20 protein-coding genes are annotated in these 18,374 nt (G+C 71.2%); 6 read left to right on the forward strand and 14 right to left on the reverse strand.

What is annotated here, in order from left to right; translation table 11 throughout:
• The first annotated feature begins 331 nt into the window (after positions 1-331).
• Both ACHAAJ_RS14030 and ACHAAJ_RS14035 read left to right on the forward strand, forming a co-directional pair.
• Entirely contained in the window at positions 332-1,342 is a 1,011-nt protein-coding gene (locus ACHAAJ_RS14030; protein WP_435728816.1) for an NAD(P)H-dependent flavin oxidoreductase, read from the forward strand.
• The gene (locus ACHAAJ_RS14035; protein ID WP_435728817.1) at positions 1,339-2,247 is read left to right on the forward strand and encodes a phosphotransferase family protein; all 909 of its coding nucleotides are present in this window, start codon (positions 1,339-1,341) and stop codon (positions 2,245-2,247) included. Before ACHAAJ_RS14030 ends, ACHAAJ_RS14035 begins: the two co-directional genes overlap by 4 nt.
• Before the next feature lie 3 nt (positions 2,248-2,250).
• On the opposite strand, the gene panC is transcribed toward ACHAAJ_RS14035, so the two are convergent.
• The 14 genes from panC to dacB all read right to left on the reverse strand — a co-directional run bounded on the left by panC (position 2,251) and on the right by dacB (position 15,690).
• Positions 2,251-3,192, reverse strand: a complete 942-nt coding sequence (gene panC / locus ACHAAJ_RS14040) for a pantoate--beta-alanine ligase (RefSeq protein WP_435728818.1) — start codon at positions 3,190-3,192, stop codon at positions 2,251-2,253.
• A gap of 30 nt (positions 3,193-3,222) precedes the next feature.
• Positions 3,223-4,098 (reverse strand): Rossmann-like and DUF2520 domain-containing protein, encoded by an 876-nt coding sequence (locus ACHAAJ_RS14045; protein ID WP_435728820.1) that lies wholly within the window; start codon positions 4,096-4,098, stop codon positions 3,223-3,225.
• Positions 4,091-5,521 carry a PH domain-containing protein gene (locus tag ACHAAJ_RS14050; RefSeq protein ID WP_435728821.1) on the reverse strand — a complete coding sequence of 477 codons (1,431 nt, stop codon included), beginning with the start codon at positions 5,519-5,521 and terminating at the stop codon, positions 4,091-4,093. Before ACHAAJ_RS14050 ends, ACHAAJ_RS14045 begins: the two co-directional genes overlap by 8 nt.
• Entirely contained in the window at positions 5,518-6,030 is a 513-nt protein-coding gene (locus ACHAAJ_RS14055; RefSeq protein WP_435728823.1) for a PH domain-containing protein, read from the reverse strand. The genes ACHAAJ_RS14050 and ACHAAJ_RS14055 overlap by 4 nt, the downstream gene beginning before the upstream one ends.
• Positions 6,011-6,514 carry a DUF3180 domain-containing protein gene (locus tag ACHAAJ_RS14060; RefSeq protein ID WP_435728824.1) on the reverse strand — a complete coding sequence of 168 codons (504 nt, stop codon included), beginning with the start codon at positions 6,512-6,514 and terminating at the stop codon, positions 6,011-6,013. The genes ACHAAJ_RS14055 and ACHAAJ_RS14060 overlap by 20 nt, the downstream gene beginning before the upstream one ends.
• 6 nt (positions 6,515-6,520) lie before the next feature.
• Positions 6,521-7,039 (reverse strand): 2-amino-4-hydroxy-6-hydroxymethyldihydropteridine diphosphokinase, encoded by a 519-nt coding sequence (folK, locus tag ACHAAJ_RS14065; RefSeq protein ID WP_435728826.1) that lies wholly within the window; start codon positions 7,037-7,039, stop codon positions 6,521-6,523.
• Positions 7,036-7,416, reverse strand: a complete 381-nt coding sequence (gene folB / locus ACHAAJ_RS14070) for a dihydroneopterin aldolase (protein WP_435728828.1) — start codon at positions 7,414-7,416, stop codon at positions 7,036-7,038. Before folB ends, folK begins: the two co-directional genes overlap by 4 nt.
• Positions 7,417-7,418: 2 nt before the next feature.
• Complete coding sequence (folP, locus tag ACHAAJ_RS14075; RefSeq protein WP_435728829.1) at positions 7,419-8,351, reverse strand: dihydropteroate synthase; 933 nt, start codon at positions 8,349-8,351, stop codon at positions 7,419-7,421.
• Positions 8,352-8,356: 5 nt separating this feature from the next.
• The gene (gene folE / locus ACHAAJ_RS14080) at positions 8,357-8,962 is read right to left on the reverse strand and encodes a GTP cyclohydrolase I FolE (protein ID WP_435728831.1); all 606 of its coding nucleotides are present in this window, start codon (positions 8,960-8,962) and stop codon (positions 8,357-8,359) included.
• Positions 8,963-8,986: 24 nt separating this feature from the next.
• Entirely contained in the window at positions 8,987-11,089 is a 2,103-nt protein-coding gene (gene ftsH, locus ACHAAJ_RS14085) for an ATP-dependent zinc metalloprotease FtsH (protein ID WP_435728832.1), read from the reverse strand.
• 203 nt (positions 11,090-11,292) lie between these two features.
• Entirely contained in the window at positions 11,293-11,844 is a 552-nt protein-coding gene (hpt, locus tag ACHAAJ_RS14090) for a hypoxanthine phosphoribosyltransferase (protein WP_435728834.1), read from the reverse strand.
• Positions 11,845-11,952: 108 nt separating this feature from the next.
• Positions 11,953-13,068 carry a tRNA lysidine(34) synthetase TilS gene (gene tilS, locus ACHAAJ_RS14095; protein WP_435728835.1) on the reverse strand — a complete coding sequence of 372 codons (1,116 nt, stop codon included), beginning with the start codon at positions 13,066-13,068 and terminating at the stop codon, positions 11,953-11,955.
• Positions 13,026-14,171, reverse strand: a complete 1,146-nt coding sequence (locus tag ACHAAJ_RS14100) for a zinc-dependent metalloprotease (protein ID WP_435728836.1) — start codon at positions 14,169-14,171, stop codon at positions 13,026-13,028. Before ACHAAJ_RS14100 ends, tilS begins: the two co-directional genes overlap by 43 nt.
• 61 nt (positions 14,172-14,232) lie before the next feature.
• Complete coding sequence (dacB, locus tag ACHAAJ_RS14105; RefSeq protein ID WP_435728838.1) at positions 14,233-15,690, reverse strand: D-alanyl-D-alanine carboxypeptidase/D-alanyl-D-alanine endopeptidase; 1,458 nt, start codon at positions 15,688-15,690, stop codon at positions 14,233-14,235.
• Between the two features lie 130 nt (positions 15,691-15,820).
• Here dacB and ACHAAJ_RS14110 point away from each other — a divergent pair, with 130 nt between their 5' ends.
• The 4 genes from ACHAAJ_RS14110 (at position 15,821) to ACHAAJ_RS14125 (ending at position 18,355) form a co-directional block, all read left to right on the forward strand.
• Positions 15,821-16,339 (forward strand): inorganic diphosphatase, encoded by a 519-nt coding sequence (locus ACHAAJ_RS14110; protein WP_435728840.1) that lies wholly within the window; start codon positions 15,821-15,823, stop codon positions 16,337-16,339.
• Positions 16,340-16,451: 112 nt separating this feature from the next.
• Positions 16,452-17,165 (forward strand): membrane protein YczE, encoded by a 714-nt coding sequence (gene yczE / locus ACHAAJ_RS14115; protein ID WP_435728842.1) that lies wholly within the window; start codon positions 16,452-16,454, stop codon positions 17,163-17,165.
• Positions 17,166-17,266: 101 nt separating this feature from the next.
• Complete coding sequence (locus tag ACHAAJ_RS14120; RefSeq protein WP_435728843.1) at positions 17,267-17,878, forward strand: hypothetical protein; 612 nt, start codon at positions 17,267-17,269, stop codon at positions 17,876-17,878.
• Positions 17,879-17,947: 69 nt separating this feature from the next.
• Complete coding sequence (locus ACHAAJ_RS14125; RefSeq protein WP_435728876.1) at positions 17,948-18,355, forward strand: DUF1761 domain-containing protein; 408 nt, start codon at positions 17,948-17,950, stop codon at positions 18,353-18,355.
• The last annotated feature ends 19 nt before the right edge of the window (positions 18,356-18,374 follow it).

An 18,374-nucleotide genomic window follows, 5' to 3' on the forward strand; every position in this document is an offset into this window, starting at 1 on the left:
TACTGCGTGTCGCTTCGCAAATCCACCGTTTCCGGCTCGCTGCGACTACGATGCGCTTTCCCTCAATCCGAGTTCCGGGCGCAGAGCGCTCCGGTCCATTTTGGACTGATTTTGTAGGGTTTGGCCGCCTGCGATCTTCAGCGTTTCCGCTGTCCTCGTCCCGGCGACTCAGAAAACTTTACACGCGATCCGCCCCCGCGCCAAATCGCGGGCTCTCCCCGGAAAATCCTTGCCCACGCTGGGATCCAGCCCCCTCAGGCCCCCTCTGGAGACGCCACGGCGCACCACGGGTTTTTGAGCCCTGCGTCACACCTAATCCTAGACTTGACGCATGTCCCCACAACGCGCATCGACGCCCCCGTCCCCCGCAGCCGAACGCCACGATCTCGCCGCCCGCCTGGGCCTGTCCGAACCACTGGTCAACGCCCCCATGGCGGGGGCGGCCGGCGGACGTTTGGCCGCGGCCGTCTCGCGGGCGGGCGCGCTCGGCATGGTCGGCATCGGCGGCGGGGCGACGGCGGAGTGGATCTCGGCGGAGTCGGCCCGGGCGCGCGAGTCCGGCGGCGCGTGGGGGGTCGGACTCATGGCCTGGGTCCTGGAGAAATCGCTCGACCCGCTGCGTGCCGCGTTGGAAGCCCGGCCCGGCCTCGTCTGCGTGAGTTTCGGCGACCCCGGGCCGGCGGCCGCCCTGGCGCGGGAGGCGGGGGTACTCACCGCCATGCAGGTCGGTACCGGCGCCGAACTCGGCCGGGCGCTGGAGGACGACATCGACGTCGTGGTGTGTCGTGGAAGCGAGGGCGGCGGACACGGCCGCAACGACGTCGCCACGCTGCCGTTGCTCCAGCTCGCCCTCGACTCGACCGACAAGCCGGTGGTCGCTGCCGGTGGCATCGCGACGGCGCGGGGCGTGGCCGCCGCGCTGGGAGCCGGCGCGCAGGCCGCCTGGGTGGGCACCCGGTTCGCGGCGTGCGTCGAGTCGCTCAGCCACGCGCGCGCCAAGGAGGCCATCTCCGCCGCGGGCCTCGACGACACGGTCTACACCCGGGCCTTCGACATCGCCCAGCGCATCCCGTGGCCGAGGGAATACGGGGGCCGCGCGCTGGGCAACGCGTTCAGCGCGCGGTGGGCCGCCGACGAAGAGGGCCTGGAGCGGGAGTTGGCGGAGCACCCGGAGATCACCGCGGAGATGGAATTCGCCCGCGCGGGCGGGGACACGGCCACGGCGCCCGTCTACGCCGGCCAGTCCGCCGCCATGACCCGCGCCGGGGAAACGGCCGCCGACGTCGTGGCCGACCTCGCGCGCTTCCGCACCCACCTGCGGGACGCCGCGGCGCGCTGGTGATCCCCCGCGTTCCCGGCGGGCGGATCCACGGCTCGTTGACGCCGCGGCAGGAGACGGTCCTGGCCGCGGCCTTCCCCGGCATGGCCGTGGCCGCGGACCACAGTTGGCCGACGGGCGCCACGGTCTTGGAGTTCGTCGCCGGCGGCGGACGCTACATCCTCAAGGCCGCGGAGGATTCGCACCACATCGTGCGGGAGGCCCGCGCACACCGGACCTGGCTGGGCCCACTGGCCGGGAATGCCCCGGAACTGGTCCTGTACGACGGGCGGGCCGGGCTTTTGGTGACGCGCCACCTGCCCGGACACATCGCCCTGGGCTCCCCCGCGGCGGGGGACCCGGACGTGTTTAGACAGGCCGGTTCCCTGTTGGCGCACCTGCACCGGGGAGCTTTCGGCGGGGAGCGCGCCTCCACCCGCTACGAGGCCGCCATGGTCCGGCGCAGCGCGAACCTGGTGGAGCGTTCGCGCGGCCTGGCCCCGGCGGAGGAACTGGAGACGTTGGCGCGGTGGCTGCGGAACTTCGCGCCGTCGCCGGTGGAGCTGGTCCCCACCCACGGCGACTTCCAGCCGCGCAACTGGCTGGTCCGTCCGGACGGACGGGTGGCGCTCATCGACTTCGGCCGCGCGGATCTGCGGCCCTGGTACACGGATCTGGTGCGACTCGAACACCAGGAGCTCGCGGGCCGCGGGGATCTGCGGTCGGCCTTGCTGGAGGGCTACGGCGGACCTTCCGCGCCGCCCCGCAGCGCCGGATGGATGCTGGACAACGTCCTGCAGTCGCTCGGAACGGTCGTCTGGGCACACGAGCGGGGCGACGCCGCCTTCGAGCGGCAGGGCCGCGGGATGCTTGCCACCACCGTCCGCACGCTGGGCGAGGGGCCGTGGCCGCCCGATTCGGTGCGCTGACCGCTAGGAGCCGGCGGTTCCCAGCGGCAGGTTGTCGATCAGGCGCACGGAACCGACGCGGGCCGCCACCAGCGCCAGGGCCTCGCCCGTGAAGGGGGTCTCGCGGCAGTTGAACGCCAGCGGCTCGAGCGTCGCGGGATCCACGACCTCGAAGTAGTCGAGATCGACGAGCGGCTGGCTGCGGATCAGCGCCTCGGCGTCCTCGGGCCGCAGCGCCTGGTGCGCGTCGGCGCGCTCGCGCATCAGCGTCAGCGCGCGGGACAGCACCAGCGCGGCGTCGGCCTCCGGGGCGGAAAGGAACCGGTTCCGGCTCGAGAGGGCGAGCCCCTCCGGCGACCGGACGATCGGCACGGCGCGGATCTGGACGGGATAGGCGAGGTCCGCGACCATCCGCCGGATGATGGCCAGCTGCTGCGCGTCCTTCTGCCCGAAGTACACGCTGTAGTGGACGGCGACCGCCGTGTTCAGCGGGGCGGCCCCGTAATGCAGGAGTTTGGCCACGACGGCCAGCACGCCGTCGAAGTGCCCGGGCCGCGAGGCGCCCTCGAACTTGGCGCCCAAAGCGCCGCTGGAGACCGCGACGAGCGGCGCTCCGTCCGGGTAGACCTCCGACTCCTCGGGCGCGAACACGAGGTCCGCGCCGGATTCGGCGAGCAGCTCGACGTCGTTCTCCAGCGTCCGGGGATACCGCTCGAAGTCGGCCTCGTCGTTGAACTGGAGCCGATTGACGAAGACGGACACGACGACGACGTCGTTCTCCTCGCGCGCGGCGCGGACGAGTCGCTGGTGGCCGGCGTGCAGCGCACCCATCGTGGGCACGAGGGCCAGCCGCCGGGGCTTTCCGGGCTGGTCCAGCGAGGACTCGAGCAGCGCGCGCGAGGCGTTCTTCAGCTCGGAGACGGTGCGGACGATCCTCGGCGGGGTCGCGGGCTCTGCGGTACTCACGCCAAGAGTCTAGTCCCGCCGCCCGGTGCCCTACGCGAGGGCGTCGAGGATCGCCGCGGCCCGGGCGTCGCTGAGCAGGCCGCGCGCCACCGCGCGCTGGGCCGTGGCGCGGGCCATGGCCAGGTACGCCTCCCGCACGTCGGGCGGGACCTCCTCCTGGGCCAGCGCCTGGCGATGGATGGACACCGTTCCGACGTCGCCGCGGGCGACCGGGCCGGTGAGCGCGCCCTCCCCCGTGGACAGGGCGTTCTCCAGCGAGGCGCGCATCAGCGGCCCCAGGACGCGGTCCGGCCGGTCGATGCCCACGGCGCGCAACAGTTCGGACGACTGTCCGGCGACGGTCACGAGGTGGTTCGAGGCGTGCGCGAGCGCCGCGTGGTAGAGGCCGCGGTCCTTTTCCTCGACAACGGCGGGCTCCGCACCCATCTCCACCACGAGGGCCTGCGCGATGGGCAGCATCATGCGATCGGCCGTCACCCCGAACATGCAGTCCCGCAGTCGCGTCAGGTCCAGGCTGAGCCCGGTGAAGCTCATGGCCGGGTGGATGGCCAGCGGAATGGCGCCGGCGGCGCGCGCCGGTTCGAGGATCCCGACGCCGTAGCGTCCCGCGGTGTGGACGACGAGTTGGCCCGCCTGCCAGTGCCCGGCGTCCGCGAGGCCCTTGACCAGGGGACCCAGGGCGTCGTCCGGCACCGCGATCAACACCAGTTCGGCACGGCGGAGGATTTCGGGGATCGGCAGGATCGGCACCCCGGGCAGCAGCGCGTCAGCACGTTCGCGCGAGTCCTCCGAGACGGCGTGGACGCCCACAACCCCGTGTTCGGCGGCGCGCAGGGCCGCGCCGAGTACGGCGCCCACCTTGCCGGCGCCGATGACGCCTACGCCCAGGCGGCCGGGCTTATTCATGGTTCTCGCCTTCCAGCCAGTGGTCGCGGTCCCGCAGGTGGCGGGCCGTTGCCGCGCGGTGGGCCTGTTCCAGGAACAACGCGCGTCCGGATTCGACGTCAGTCTGCACCACGCACGGGTCCACCGGACCACTGGTGGTGGCGAATTGGACGTCGCAGACGCCGAAGCGCCGCGCCAGCGGCCCCTGGCTGAGCACCAGTCCCTGCGTGCGTTCGTGGGGAACCAGGACCAGCCGTTTGACGAGCACGCCGGAACGCGCCAGCAGGGCCGTCCCGGTGACCGCGAACCCCTGCCTTCGCCAGGCCAGCGGCGCCAGCAGGCGGGCGCCACGCGGGGTGTTGGTGAAACCCGCCTCGGGACCCCTCCCGCCGATTCCTGCGTCGATCAGCGCCAGCGGGTTCTCGGTTCCGGGGTCCGGGAGCACCACGGCAAGTACGTTCAGCACGTCCTCCCGTGTGCCCACCGGCAACAGCGTGGAACGCGAGGCGCCGTCACCGCCCGCGTTCCCGTAGCCCGCCACGTTGACCACCACCTTGTGCCAACCGAACAGCCGCCACACGACGCCCTGGCTGATCTGGATGGCTTGCACCCGGCCCGGCGGGACGGTCTGGTGCCGGGTGTCGAGCAGGCCGTAGCTCAGGCGCAGTCCGTCCGCGGCCACGCCGGCCCGGAAGTTGTAGCCCTGGCTGAACTGCCCCCACGTGGCGGGGACGACGCCGAGGAGGAACGGAAGGAGGAAGAACACCGAGAACGCGCCATCGGTGATCCGCATGGCGAGTAGCCCACCGACCAGGACCAGCGCCGTGATCCACACCCACGGGCTGAGCAGGACCGATCCGACCAGTCGGCCCGCCGGAACCACCGCGACCACCGTCTCCGGAGCCTCCGGCGCGTCCTCGGACGGAGCCGTGGCATCCGTCTCGAGTCCCGCGGCGCGGGCCAGGATGGTGTTGCGCAGCCGCTTGGCGTCGTCGAGCTTGAGGAAGGCGAGGCTCATGGCGGTCTCGCCGGCGTCGGCCACCTCGAATTTCAGCTCGGCCAGCCCGAAGACGCGCGCGATCAACGGCTGGGCGATGTCGATGGCCTGGACGCGGTCGATGCGCGCCTGCCGTTGCTGCCGGAACACGATGCCGGAGTTGACGTTCACGTGGCGTTCGGTGATCTGGTACCGGGTGAACCACCAGGACAGAAAGAATCCCAACACGATCAGCACCAGGACCCCCAGGCCCACCGCAATGGTCACCAGCAGATCCGGTGTGAACTGCCAGCGCCCCGACGCGCCCTCCGAGGCCTGGCCCTGGGCGAAGATGTCCTCGAGCCAGTTTTGGCCCCAGAAATAGGCGAACGCCAGCACCGCGATCCAGCCGCGGACCAGCGGCGACACGGGGTGCACCCGGTACCAGGGGACCTCCGGCTCGCTCACAGTCCCGCCAGCCTGGCCTCGCCGCGGGCCGACAGCTGCTCGCGCAGCCGGGTGCCCTCGGCGGCGGGCAGCCCCGGGATCTCGGCGGTCGCGCTCGTCGAGGCGGTGTGCAGCTGTACCCTGCACAGTCCCAGCTGGCGGTCGATCGGGCCGACGGCGACATCCACGTACTGCATGCGGCCGTACGGGACCACAAGGACCTTCTGGAAAAGGAGGCCCGAACGCACCAACAGGTCGTTCTCGCGTTCGGCGTAGCCGATGGCACGCACCTGCCGCGGAATCAGGATCAGGGAGACGATCTCCAGCCCCACGACGGCGGCGGGCACGCCCCATGCGAGCCACAGCGGATAGGCCGGCCAGATCCCCGAGAGCCGAAGCGCCAGGGGGACGCCGAGGAGCACGAGGGCGACAAGGAAACCGACCAGCGAGCCGATGATCCGGACCCGCGCGTACTTCGGGGAAACCCTCCGCCACTGAATACCGGCGGGATCAACTGGTTCCTGGGGCATACCCTTCGTTTTCCTCACTGTCGCGCGCGTTCGCGTCGGGTGCGGACGGGTCGTCCGGCGGCAGCTTGCAGAATTGCTCAACCGCCCATCCCACAATAACCATTGCGACGGCCGCTCCCATCATCACCAGGGACGATGTGGAGGAGCCGGTGCGCAGCCCGCTGGCGGCCATCAGGTCCACGAGGATACCCAGGTGCCAGCCGGCGATCAGCGCCCCGGCGTAGGCCGTGGCCTGCGCGAGGACCAGGGTGCGGGCGGCCTGAAGCGGATCCAGCATCCGGCGGAGCTTGCCCTGTTGGTAGCGCCGGACCCGCAGCCCGAATCCGAGCGTGATCAGGATTCCGGCGCCCATGGTGATCAGCGAGGTCCAGTGGAGCACCGGAGCGGGCAGTCCGTTGGTCGAGGCCAGCCATTGCCCGATCCACCCGGCCAATGCCGCGCCGAGGCAGATCGCCAGGAGCCAGAGGGGCCTGATGGTGCTCATCAACGCTCAGCCGTCCCCTTCGGGCCGGTAGGGCCGCAACCCGTCGGCGTCGGGCGCCCTGCCGGCCAGTTCCGCCACCGCCACGCCCCCGAGCGTGGCATCCGGGTCCATCCGGGACCACGGCTGGAGCACGAACGCGCGCTCGGCCGCCCGGGGATGCGGGACCGTCAGTTCCTCGCAGTCGATGGCGTGGTCCCCGTAGGTGATGATGTCGATGTCCAGCGTTCGCGGTCCCCAGCGGACGTCGCGCACGCGGTGGTGCCGCCGTTCGACGTCCTGGCAATGGCGCAGGAGGGCCAGCGGGGCCAGCGTGGTCTCCACCTCGATGACCATGTTCAGGAAGTCGGGCTGGCCTGCCGGCCCCCCGACCGCATGGGTCTGCACCACCGGGGACACCCGGCGCAGGGTGACCGCGTCGCCGTCGGCGATCTCGGCGACGGCGCTTAGCAGCGTCTCACCCCGCTTCCCCTGGTTGCTGCCCAGGGCGAGCACGGCCACGATCGGCGCGGCGCTCCCGGAGGTCACGGGCGCTCCCGGTGGATGGTGATGGCGACGTCGCCGAACGGCACCGGGATGGGCGCCTGCGGCTTGTGGACGGTGATGCCGACGGCGTCGACCGCGAAGTCCGCCAGCACCCGGGCGGCCAGTTCCTCCGCCAGCTTCTCGATGAGGTCGAAGGGGCCGGAGGCCACGACCCCGGCGACTGTCTCCGCGAGTGCCCCGTAGTTGGCGGTGTCCGCGAGGTCGTCCGAGGCGGCCGCCGGGCGGATGTCGGTGTGCAGCACGACGTCGACGACGAACGGCTGGCCGTCCCGCTTCTCGTGCTCGAAGACGCCGTGGTGCCCGATGGCGGTGATGCCGCTGACCGCAATGGTGTCGCGGGGGGCGGCGCCTGCGGCCATGGCTAGGCCCCGGTTCCGGCCGGGACGAGTGCGGGGTTCGCCCACGCGGTGGCGACCTTCACGGCGTCGAGCGTGGACTCGACGTCGTGCACGCGCACGCACCAGGCGCCCGCGGCGGCGGCCAGCGCGCTGGTGGCGGCGGTGGCGACGTCGCGCTCGGCCGGCGGCGCGGGCTTTCCGGCCTCCGCGAGCAGCGACCCGAGGAAGCGCTTGCGGGACGTGCCGATCAGCACGGGGTGGCCGAGGGCCGACAGCTTGTGCGTCGCGCGCAGCAGCGCCCAGTTGTGTTCGGGGGCCTTGGCGAAGCCCAGTCCCGGGTCGAGGACGATCGACGACGCCGGAACGCCGGCGGCCAGGAAGCGGTCGCGCAGTTCGGTGAGTTCGGCGAGGACCTCCGCGACGACGTCGGTGTAGTTGGCCTCCGTGACCATCGTCTGGGCGTCTCCGCGGCGGTGCATGAGCACGTACGGGACCTTGCGCTCGGCGATCAGCGCCGGCATGTCCGGCTCGTGGGTGAGGCCCGAGACGTCGTTGACGATGTGCGCCCCGGCGTCCAGCGCGGCCCGTGCCGTGGAGGTGTGCATGGTGTCGATGGAGACGATCGCGCCGGCCTTCACGAGGGCCTTGATCACCGGCAGCACCCGGTTCCGCTCGTCCTCGGGGGAGACGAAGTCCGCCCCGGGGTGGGTGGACTCCCCGCCGACGTCGATGATGTCCGCGCCGGCGTAGAGCATGCGCAGCCCGTGGCCGATCGCGTCGTCGGCGCGCACGTAGCGGCCGCCGTCGCTGAAGGAGTCCTCGGTGACGTTCAGGATGCCCATGACCAGCGTGCGTCCGGTGGGCAGGTCGGCGAACCGCTTCGGCGCCTTGACGGGACGGATGACGGGAAGGGGGGAGGTTGCGGGGCCGGTTCCGGGGATTGCTCCGAGGGACATGGTTCCTACTTTCCGAGAATGAGGCCCATGGCCTCGGCGCGGGTCGCCGGCTCACGCAGCTGGCCGCGGACGGCGCTGGTGACGGTCTTGGCTCCGGGCTTCCGGACGCCCCGCATGGACATGCACAGGTGTTCGCATTCGACGACGACGATCGCGCCGCGCGGCTCGAGGTGGCTCATCAGCGCTTCGACGATCTGGGTGGTCAGGCGCTCCTGCACCTGGGGACGGCGCGCGTACAGCTCGACGAGCCGCGCCAGTTTGCTCAGGCCGGTCACCTTGCCGTCCCGCCCGGGGATGTAGCCGATGTGCGCCGTGCCGTGGAAGGGGACGAGGTGGTGTTCGCAGGTGGAGTAGAACGGGATGTCCTTGACCAGGACGAGTTCGTCGTGCTCGATGTCGAACGTGGTGGCAAGCAGATCGGCGGGGTCCATGTGCAGGCCGGAGAAGAACTCGGCGTACGCCTTGGCCACCCGGGCGGGCGTTTCCTTGAGGCCGTCGCGGTCCGGATCCTCGCCGATGGCCTCGAGGATCTCCCGCACCGCGCGCGCGATGCGTCCCTGGTCCACGGCCGCCGCGGGCGCGTCTGTGTACTCTTCGTCGATGTCCGTCACGGTTCCGATCCTAGCTTGCCCGGGCTAACCGCGGTCCGGCACGGGCAGGCCGCCGCCGTCCGGGCCGCTGCCCCGGCCGGGGCCGAATCCGCCGTCGTTCCCGCTGTCCGGGCCCGGGTGGCCGCCCGGGAGTTCCGGCCCGCTTCCCGGGTCCACGACGACGTCCGAATGGCCCTCGCTCTCTCGCGCGGCGCGTCCCTCCGCCTGCTGGCGCAGCTCGACCGGGGACATGATGGGGCCCTCGGCGTGGACGGGGCGGCTGTCCTTGGAGAGCCAGACCTCGCGCTCCGGGCGTTTGACGATGTCCGCGAAGACCTCCACCAGGTCCTTCTGGTTCAGCGTCTCGCGCTCCAACAGGGCCAGGGCCAGGCGGTCGAGCACGTGGCGGTTCTCCGTCAGCACCGCGTAGGCCTCGTCGTGGGCCGCGTCGATCAGCGCGCGGACCTCCTCGTCGACGATGGCGGCGATGCGCTCCGAGTAGTCGCGGTCGTGCCCGGCGTCGCGGCCGAGGAACGGCTCCCCGCCGCCGGAGCCGAGCTTGACCGAACCGATCCGCTCGCTCATCCCGTACTGGGTGACCATCTTGCGTGCGGTGCCCGTCGCCTTCTCGATATCGTTGGACGCGCCGGTGGACGGATCGTGGAAGATGATCTCCTCGGCCACGCGGCCGCCCATGGCGTAGGCGAGCTGGTCCAGGAGCTCGTTGCGCGTGATCGAGTACTTGTCGTCATCCGGCACCACCATCGTGTAGCCCAACGCCCGACCGCGGGGAAGGATCGTGATTTTCGTGACCGGGGCGGAATGGCGCATCGCCGCCGCGACGAGCGCGTGTCCACCCTCGTGGTAGGCGGTGATCTTGCGCTCGTGTTCCTTCATGAGGCGCGAACGCTTCTGCGGTCCCGCCATGACGCGGTCGATGGCCTCGTCCAGGGCGCGGTCGTCCACGAGCTGGGCGTTGGAGCGTGCCGTGAGCAGGGCGGCCTCGTTGAGCACGTTGGCCAGGTCCGCGCCGGTGTAGCCGGGGGTCTTCTTGGCCACGGCGCGGAGGTCGACGTTCTCCGCCATCGGCTTTCCCTGGGCGTGGACGCGCAGGATCTGTTCGCGTCCCACGAAGTCCGGCGCCTCCACCGGGATCTGCCGGTCGAAGCGTCCCGGGCGCAACAGGGCCGGATCCAGGACGTCCGGGCGGTTGGTGGCCGCGATGAGGATGACGTTGGTGTTCACGCCGAATCCGTCCATCTCCACGAGGAGCTGGTTCAGCGTCTGCTCGCGCTCGTCGTTGCCGCCGCCCACGCCGGCGCCGCGGTGGCGCCCGACGGCGTCGATCTCGTCGACGAAGATGATGGCGGGGGCGTTGTTCTTGGCCTGCTCGAAGAGGTCGCGCACGCGGGACGCGCCCACGCCGACGAACATCTCGACGAAGTCGGAGCCGGAGATCGAGTAGAACGGCACGCCCGCCTCGCCGGCGACCGCGCGCGCCAGCAGCGTCTTGCCGGTTCCCGGGGGGCCGTAGAGCAGGACGCCCTTGGGGATCTTCGCCCCGACGGCCTGGAACTTGGCGGGCTCCTGCAGGAACTCCTTGATCTCGTGGAGCTCCTCGACGGCCTCTTCGGCGCCGGCGACGTCCACGAAGGTCACCTGCGGCATGTCCTTGGTGATGAGCTTGGCCTTGGACTTGCCGAACTGCATGACCTTGGATCCGCCGCCCTGGGCGCGCGAGAGCAGGAACCAGAAGAGCAGGGCGATGAGGATGAACGGGATGAGGATTCCGAGCATGCTCAGGAACCAGTTGTTCTCCACGGGCTGGTCGGTGAACCCGTCGAGGTCGGCGTCGTTCATCGCCTGGACGACGTCCTCGGCGCGCGCGTTGGAGTAGAAGAAGGAGACCTTCTCGCCCTTGTCGACGCCGTCGAGGGTGAAGCTCTCCTTGAGCGAGAGGTCCACGCGCTGGTCGCCGTCGAAGATCTTCGCCTCGCTGGCCTTGTTCTCCGCCAGAAGCTGGAGCCCGACGCTCGTGTCGACGCGTCCGGTGTTGCCGGAGGTGAGCGACGGCAGGAAGACCAGCAGCGCCACGGCGCCCACCAGTACCCAAATGACCCAACTGTTGAGGATTTTCTTGACGTTCATGCGTTGGGGGCCCTGTCCCCCGTCCCTTCTGGTCGAACCACGCGGCGCTTGGGCGCCGCACCGGTCCGCGCAGGCCGGGGCTGGACCCCGGGCGCGCGGAATGCTCTCACGGCAATGCGTTGCCTTCCAGCATCGCACTCCCGTGGGATTTCACGCATGGCGGGCCGCGAAAGTTCCCTCAGGGCGTAGCCGTGGCGGCGCCGCTACGCGTAGACGTGCGGCGCGAGGGTTCCGATGAAGTCCAGGTTGCGGTACTTCTCGTCGAAGTCCAGGCCGTAGCCGACCACGAACTCGTTCGGGATATCCATGCCGACGTATTTGACGTCGATCTCCACCTTGGCGGCCTCGGGCTTGCGCAGCAGGGTGCAGATCTCCACGGAGGCGGGCCCGCGGGACACCAGGTTGGCCTTGAGCCAGGAAAGCGTCAGTCCGGAGTCGATGATGTCCTCGACGATCAGGACGTGCTTGCCCATGAGGTCGGTGTCCAGGTCCTTGAGGATCCGCACGACGCCGGAGGACTGCGTCCCGGAGCCGTAGGAGGAGACGGCCATCCAGTCCATCGTCACGTGCGAGTGGAGGGCGCGCACGAGGTCGGCCATGACCATCACCGCGCCCTTCAGGACCCCGACCACCAGGATGTCCCGGCCCTCGTAGTCCGCGTCGATCCGGGCGGCCAGCTCGTCGATCTTCTGCTGGATCTCCTCCCGCGTGTAGAGGACGTGCTGGAGGTCTGCGGTGACGTCGTTCGAATCCACGAATGGCTCCTGATCGTTGCTGCCCGTGCGGAGGGGCGGTGGGGGATGCGCTACTCGCTTCCTAGGGTGCCACAGCGCGGGCGCCGGTGGGGAACGACGCCGGGCGGATCAGCCGCGCGGGCGGCGCGGGTCCGCGCCGGGAACCAGCACGAGTGTGGGCGACGCCACGCCGTCGTTCCCCCGCAGCCGGGCGCGGAAGGCGGCGACCGGCCCCGCGAGCTGGACCGGCCCGGCCGAATCCGATCCCTCCAGCAGCAGCCCCAGCGCCCGCACGCGCTCGAACGCGGGCGGTTCCCCGCCGGCCAGCACGACGGCGGAGCGCAGCACGCGGCGCCGCAGCGCCGGATCGAGAGCCAACAGGGAGGCGACGGGGAGGCCGACGCCGTCGGGCACCCCGGGTGCGGCGTCCAGGACTTCGCGCAGCGCGGCCGCGCATAGGTGGTCGAGGTAGTCGGCGTCCTCGCGCGCGAGTTCGGCGGTGCGCGCCAGCGCCTCCGCCGCCCCGGGACCGAGCGCCGTTTCCAGCGCAGGCAGGACGTCCAGGCGGACGCGGTTGCGTGCCGCGCGGCGCTCGGTGTTGGTCGGATCGCTCCAGTAGTCCAGGCGCTCGTGCGCGCAGATCGCTTCCGTGTCGGCGCGGCGCAGGCCCAGGAACGGCCGGAGGTACCGTCCGCGGGCGCGCGGCATCCCGGACAGGGAGCGCGTACCGGAGCCGCGGGCCAGCCCCAGGAGCACCTGTTCGGCCTGGTCGTCGAGCGTGTGGCCGAGCAGGATTCCGGCGGCGCCCGCGTGGTCCGCCGCGGAATCGAACGCCGCGTAGCGAGCCCGGCGGGCGTCGTCCTCCGAGCCGTTGCCGCCCACGGCGGACCGCTCGAGGAGGACGGGATCCAGCCCCAGGGCCCTGGCCTGTTCCACCGCCCGCGCCGCGACGGCGGCGCTGCCGGCCTGCAGCCCGTGGTCGACGACGACGGCGCCGGCGCGGAGCCCGCCCTTCCGTCCGAGGAAGGCCGCGGTCGCCGCGAGGGCCAGCGAATCCGCTCCGCCGCTGCACGCCACCAGGTACAGGTCGCCGGCGGCGGCGCTTTTCCCGGGCCGGCCGGTGGCGCCCACCGCGTCCCGCAGCGCCGCGCGCACGGCATTGCGGGCCGTGGCCAGCACCGGCGGGAGCTTGCCGCCCACCGTTAGGAGGAGCTCGGTTCGATGCCCGCCACCCGGGAGATCCACTCGTCCGGATGGTGCAGCTCGCGTTCCGTCGGGAGGTTCTCCGGCCCCTCCCACACCACGTTGAAGCCGTCCATGCCGATCCGCCTCACCACGGCGGAGACGAACCGCTGGCCGTCCGCGTACTGGCGCATCTTGGCCTCCATGCCGAGGAAGCGGCGCAACCACGTCTCCAGTGCACCGCGGTTGGCGCCGCGGTCGTTGAAACGCTGGCGGATGGTCTTCACGGACGGAACGATCGAGGCGTCGACGGCGTCCATGACCACGTTCGCGTGGCCCTCGAGGAGGCTCATGACCGCCGTCAGGTGGCTCATGACGGCGCGGTCCTCGGGGTCCTGGATCACCGAGAGCAGGCCCGCGCCGGAGCCGGGCTCCGGCGTCGTTCCTTCGTCGCGACGGTCGCGCCCGACGCGCGACTCGACCGCCGCGCGGGCCGCTGCCCTGAGGCGGTCACCGAACCCGTCGGCCTTGTCGAAGAGGCCCCCGGTGAGCTGGCCGATGCTCTCGCGCAGGTGGTCGCGCAGCCACGGCGCCGACGCGAATTGGACCCGGTGCGTCTGTTCGTGGAGGCAGACCCACAACCGGAAGTCCGCCGGTTCCACGTTGAGTTCGCGCTCGATTTCGACGATGTTCGGGGCCACCAGGAGCAGCCTCCCGCCGGGGGCGATGCCGGCCCGCATCAGAGCCGCGAAGGGATCGTATTGTCCGAGGACCTTGGAGGAGAGGAACGCGAGGATGCTGCCCATTTCCGCGCCGGTGACGGTCGCGCCGACGGCGACCGATCCGGCGTCGAGCTGGTCCCGCTTCGTCTCGGCCAGCCGCCGCAGGACGGGCTCGAGCAGCGCCTCGAAGCTGTGTACGTTCGCGCGCGCCCATGATGCGCGGTCCACGATCAGCACCTGCGAATCGCGCAGGTCGCGCGCCGCCTCGAGCCCCGTGATGCGGTGGACGTGGCCGACCGACTCGTCGGCGTGCCGGCGGAGGTCGGCAACGACGTCGGCCGCCTCTGCGGGCGTCAGCTTCGGGCCCGGCGTCGAAAGGCGCGCGGCCGTTCCAGCGGCCAGTTCCCAGTTGATCAGCCGGACGGGTGTGGTGGAGGTTTCCATGTGACCATCAGATCACGGAAGGCTGTGGAACCGGCCGGATTTCGTCGAAGGCCGATGCGGGTCAGCGGCAACCGCACCCGGCGAGAACCGTCGCCGCGCGGTCCAGTGCCGCGCGGGCGGGCCCCAGCGAACCGGGGATGTCGCGTGCAAAGAAGGAGAACGCCAGCAGGCGGCCGTCGGCCGTGACCACGGTCCCGGTCAGAGTGACGAGGCCGGTGAGCGTGCCGGTCTTGGCCCGCACCAGCCCCTGGGTGGAGTCGCCGTCCAAGCGTCCGGAGAGCGTTCCCGTGGCGCCCGCGACCGGCAGCAGGTAGGTGAGGTCCCGCAGGTCCGGGTTGTTGGAGGCGCCGGCCGCGCGCAGCGTGGCGACGAGTTGCGCCGGGCTGACGCGGTTCGCGTCCGAGAGCCCCGACGTGTCCGCAAGGGACATGCCGACGGTATCCACCCCGAGCCGCCCGACGGCCTCCCGCACGGCCTGCGTGGCGCCCCCGAACGTTGCGGGCTTCCCCGCCTCGATGGCCACCAGGCGCCCCATGGCCTCCGCCACGTAGTTGTCAGATTCCACGCCCATGTGGCGCAGCTGGTCCCGCAGCGGAGCCGACTCGACGGCGGCGAGTTCCCGCGCGCCCTGGGGCGCGGCCGCCCGACCCACGGGCTTGGCCACGGTCGGCGCGGCGGCGACCGTGGCCTTGCGGTCGGCGAGCTCCGCGGCCAGCAGCGCCCGGAAGACGCTGGCCGCCCGCCGTGCGGGATCCTTGACGCGCGGACTGTTCGGCTTCGCGTCCTTCCGCGCGCTGTAGAGCGCGATGGGGCCGACCGCGGTGATGTTGGAGGTCTCCACGAGGGACGCGTCCCACACGGGGTTGACCGCCGCCCCCGTAAACAGCGAGTCGTCCAGGAACACGCGCAGGGTCACGGCGGATCCGGCGCCCTGCGCCGCGCCCTCCAGCAAGGCGTCGGCGGTGCGTTCGGCGAGCGTCGCCAAACCGGCGCGGCCGACCACGCCCGTGCCGGACGCGCCTGCACCCAGCAGCACGTCGCCGCCCCCCACGAGGAACAACGCGTTCCCCTCCCCGCGCACCACGGACGTCCGGAGCGTGGTGTCGGCGCCGAGTTCGGACAGTGCCGCGGCGGCGGTGGCGATCTTCAGGCTCGAGGCCGGCACCATCGGGGCCTTGCCGCCGCGGTCGTACAGCACGGCGCCGCTGGACACGTCGGCGACGGACGCGGAGAACCGCGCTCCGCCGTCGGCCTTCAGTGCCTTGTCCAGCGCGGCCTTGACCTTCGCGGCGCCGGGAACCGGCGCGCGGTCGCCCACGGGGGGAAGCGCGGTGAGCGAGGCGGGCGGGACGGACGGCGCCGGCACGGTCCGCGCGGGCGCCACGGCGGGGGAGGCGGCCTCTGTCGGCGCGTCCGCGGGATCGAAGGCCGGCAGCAGGTTGAGGGTGATGGCGCCGAGGAGCGAGCCGAGCACCGCGACGAACAACAGCGACGTGAGCACGCGCGGGCCCCTGTTCATGCGCACTCCTAGAAATAGTTGTTGCGCCGCGCCGCAATATACGCTGTGCACAGCACCTTAAGACTAGACGGCGCGACGGCATCCCCATGGCCGGGCCGCCCCCAAGACACCGAAAGTCGAGGAGACTCAGATGAGCCACGACGTCACCATCGAGATCCCGTCCGGATCGCGCGTCAAGTACGAAATCGACCACGAAACGCACCGCCTGCGCCTGGACCGCGTGCTGTTCACGTCGATGCAGTACCCCACGCACTACGGCTACTTCGAGGACACCCTCGGCGAGGACGGCGACCCGCTGGACGCGCTGGTCTGGATCCCCGGCGTCGACCTCATCCCGGGCGTGCTCGTCGAGTCCCGCCCGATCGGCGTCTTCAACATGACCGACGACGGCGGCGGCGACGCCAAGCTGATCTGCGTCCCGGCCGACAAGCGCTTCGACCACATCCGGGAACTCGAGGACATCGACGCCTGGCTGATCCAGGAAATCGAGCACTTCTTCCTGCGCTACAAGGACCTGGAGCCCGGCAAGTGGGTCAAGGCCGACGGCTGGGAGGGCCGCGAGGCCGCCGAGGCCGAACTGGCACGCTCGATCGAGCGCTTCGCCAAGGTCGGCGAGGAGTCCGAGGAAGACGATCCCCAGGGCCGCTAACCCCCGTTCCTCCCTCACCCCCGCGCCCCCGCGAAGTGGACATTACCGCCGGTTACTTACCCGCGGTGATGTCCACTTCGCGGGGGTTTGTTGTTAACGGGATGATGGACCTATGGCCCCTTCCCCCAATCCCAAACTCCTGGCGCTGACGCCGCTCGAACAGCTCCGGGCGGGACGGCTTCCCGGTCGGCTCGTGCGATTGTTCGTCGGACTCTCCCTCTTCGGCCTCGCCATGGCTGCCTTCGTGCGCGCGAGCCTCGGCCTGGAGCCCTGGGGCGTGTTCCACTACGGGATTGCCACCAAGCTGCCGCTCACGCTCGGGACCGTCGTCGTGCTCGTCGGCTTCCTGGTCCTGCTGCTGTGGATCCCCCTGCGCCAATGGCCGGGCGTGGGCACGATCGCCAACGTGGTGTGGATCGGCGTGGCGACCGACGTCGGTTTGGCGCTGATCCCGCCCGTGGCCGCGTGGCCCGCGCAGTGGGTGCTGTTCGCCGCCGCGTTGGTGCTCAACGCCCTGGGCGGTGGACTGTACATCGGAAGCCAGTTGGGGCCTGGACCGCGCGACGGCCTGATGACGGGTCTTCACCTGCGCACGGGCCTCAGCCTGCGGTTGGTCCGGACCGTGCTCGAGCTCTCGGTTTTGGGCCTGGGCTGGCTCATGGGCGGGATCGTCGGCGTGGGAACGGTGCTGTACGCGCTGCTGATTGGTCCGCTCACGCAGTTCTTCCTGCGCTGGACCGTCGTAGAACTTCCCGGCGTCGCATCCCGCACCCTGCGCGACCCGCCCACCCCACCCCGCGAAGTGGACATTACCACGCCGCGTTAACCGGGGTTTTGTCTACTTCGGGTGGTGGGGGGCGGGGATGACGTGGGGTAAGGGTGTGGGGAAATCAACCGAATAGGGTTGCTGAGCGGCATACTGGTGGCATGTACGTCCTGACCATCAACCAGCGCGACTCGCGCGAGGTCGGGGACCGGGTCGACGAACTCGTCGCCGGCCTCGGCCACCTGCCCGCGGCCATCCCCTTCCAACGCTCCGTGGGCGACGAGGCCATCGGGGTGGTGGCCGAGCCGGGGACCGCCGTTGAAGCCGCCATGATCGCGCTCCGCACGCGTCGCTGGCACGTGGGCATCGGCGTCGGCTCCCTCCACGTCCCGCTCCCCGAGGAGATCGCACATGCCGAGGGGTTCGGACTCGTCTACGCGCGCCGGGCGGTGGACCGCGCCCGGAAGACGGGCGAGCGGGTTCCGCTGGCGGTCGCCGGGCCTGACACGGAGGTCGCCGCGGAGGCGCAGGCCGTGCTGCGGCTGATCGGGCAAATCGTGTCCACGCGGACCGACGCCGAGTGGGCCGTCCTGGACTTCATGGTTCCCGGCGTCAGGGGGCAACAGCGCGCCATCGCCGACGAACTGGGCGTCACCACCCAGGCGGTCTCCAAGGCGGTGGTCCGGTCCCACTGGAACGAGGAATGGGCATGCCGTCCCGCCGCCGCCCGGCTCCTCGGCCTGGTCGCCGGCCCCGCTGTCCTTACACTCTAGTCAGCACCGGATTACCGGCGCCCCGCACACCGGGCCGAAGCAAACGAGGAGCAGGTCACGGTCCCCGAAATCAACGTCTTGGCGGTCGTCGTCGCCACACTGTCCACGATGGTCATCGGCTCCGTCTGGTACACGCCCAAGGTGTTCGGGAACTACTGGATGAAGACCGCCGAGGTCACGCCGAGCGGGAATTCCAGGGACGCGATCCGGCCGATCCTCGTCACCCTCGTGGTCAGCGCGATCACCGCCTGGGTGCTCGCGGGGTCGGCCTCGATCGCCCACGAGTTCTACGGCGGCAGCTTCCTGGGCAACACCTTCGTGACCGGCATCATCCTGTGGGCCGGCTTCACGGCCGCCCGCTTCACCACGCACGACGCCTTCGAGGGTCGCCCGGCGGGATTGACGGTGCTCAACTGCGCCCACGAACTCGTGACGGTCCTGGCGATGTGCCTCGTGATCGGCCTGTTCGGAGCCTAGGGACAGCGGCCCGGACGCG

Origin of the sequence: Arthrobacter arnarulunnguaqae (genome assembly GCF_051262515.1) — a bacterium.
Lineage (GTDB): Bacteria > Actinomycetota > Actinomycetes > Actinomycetales > Micrococcaceae > Arthrobacter_N.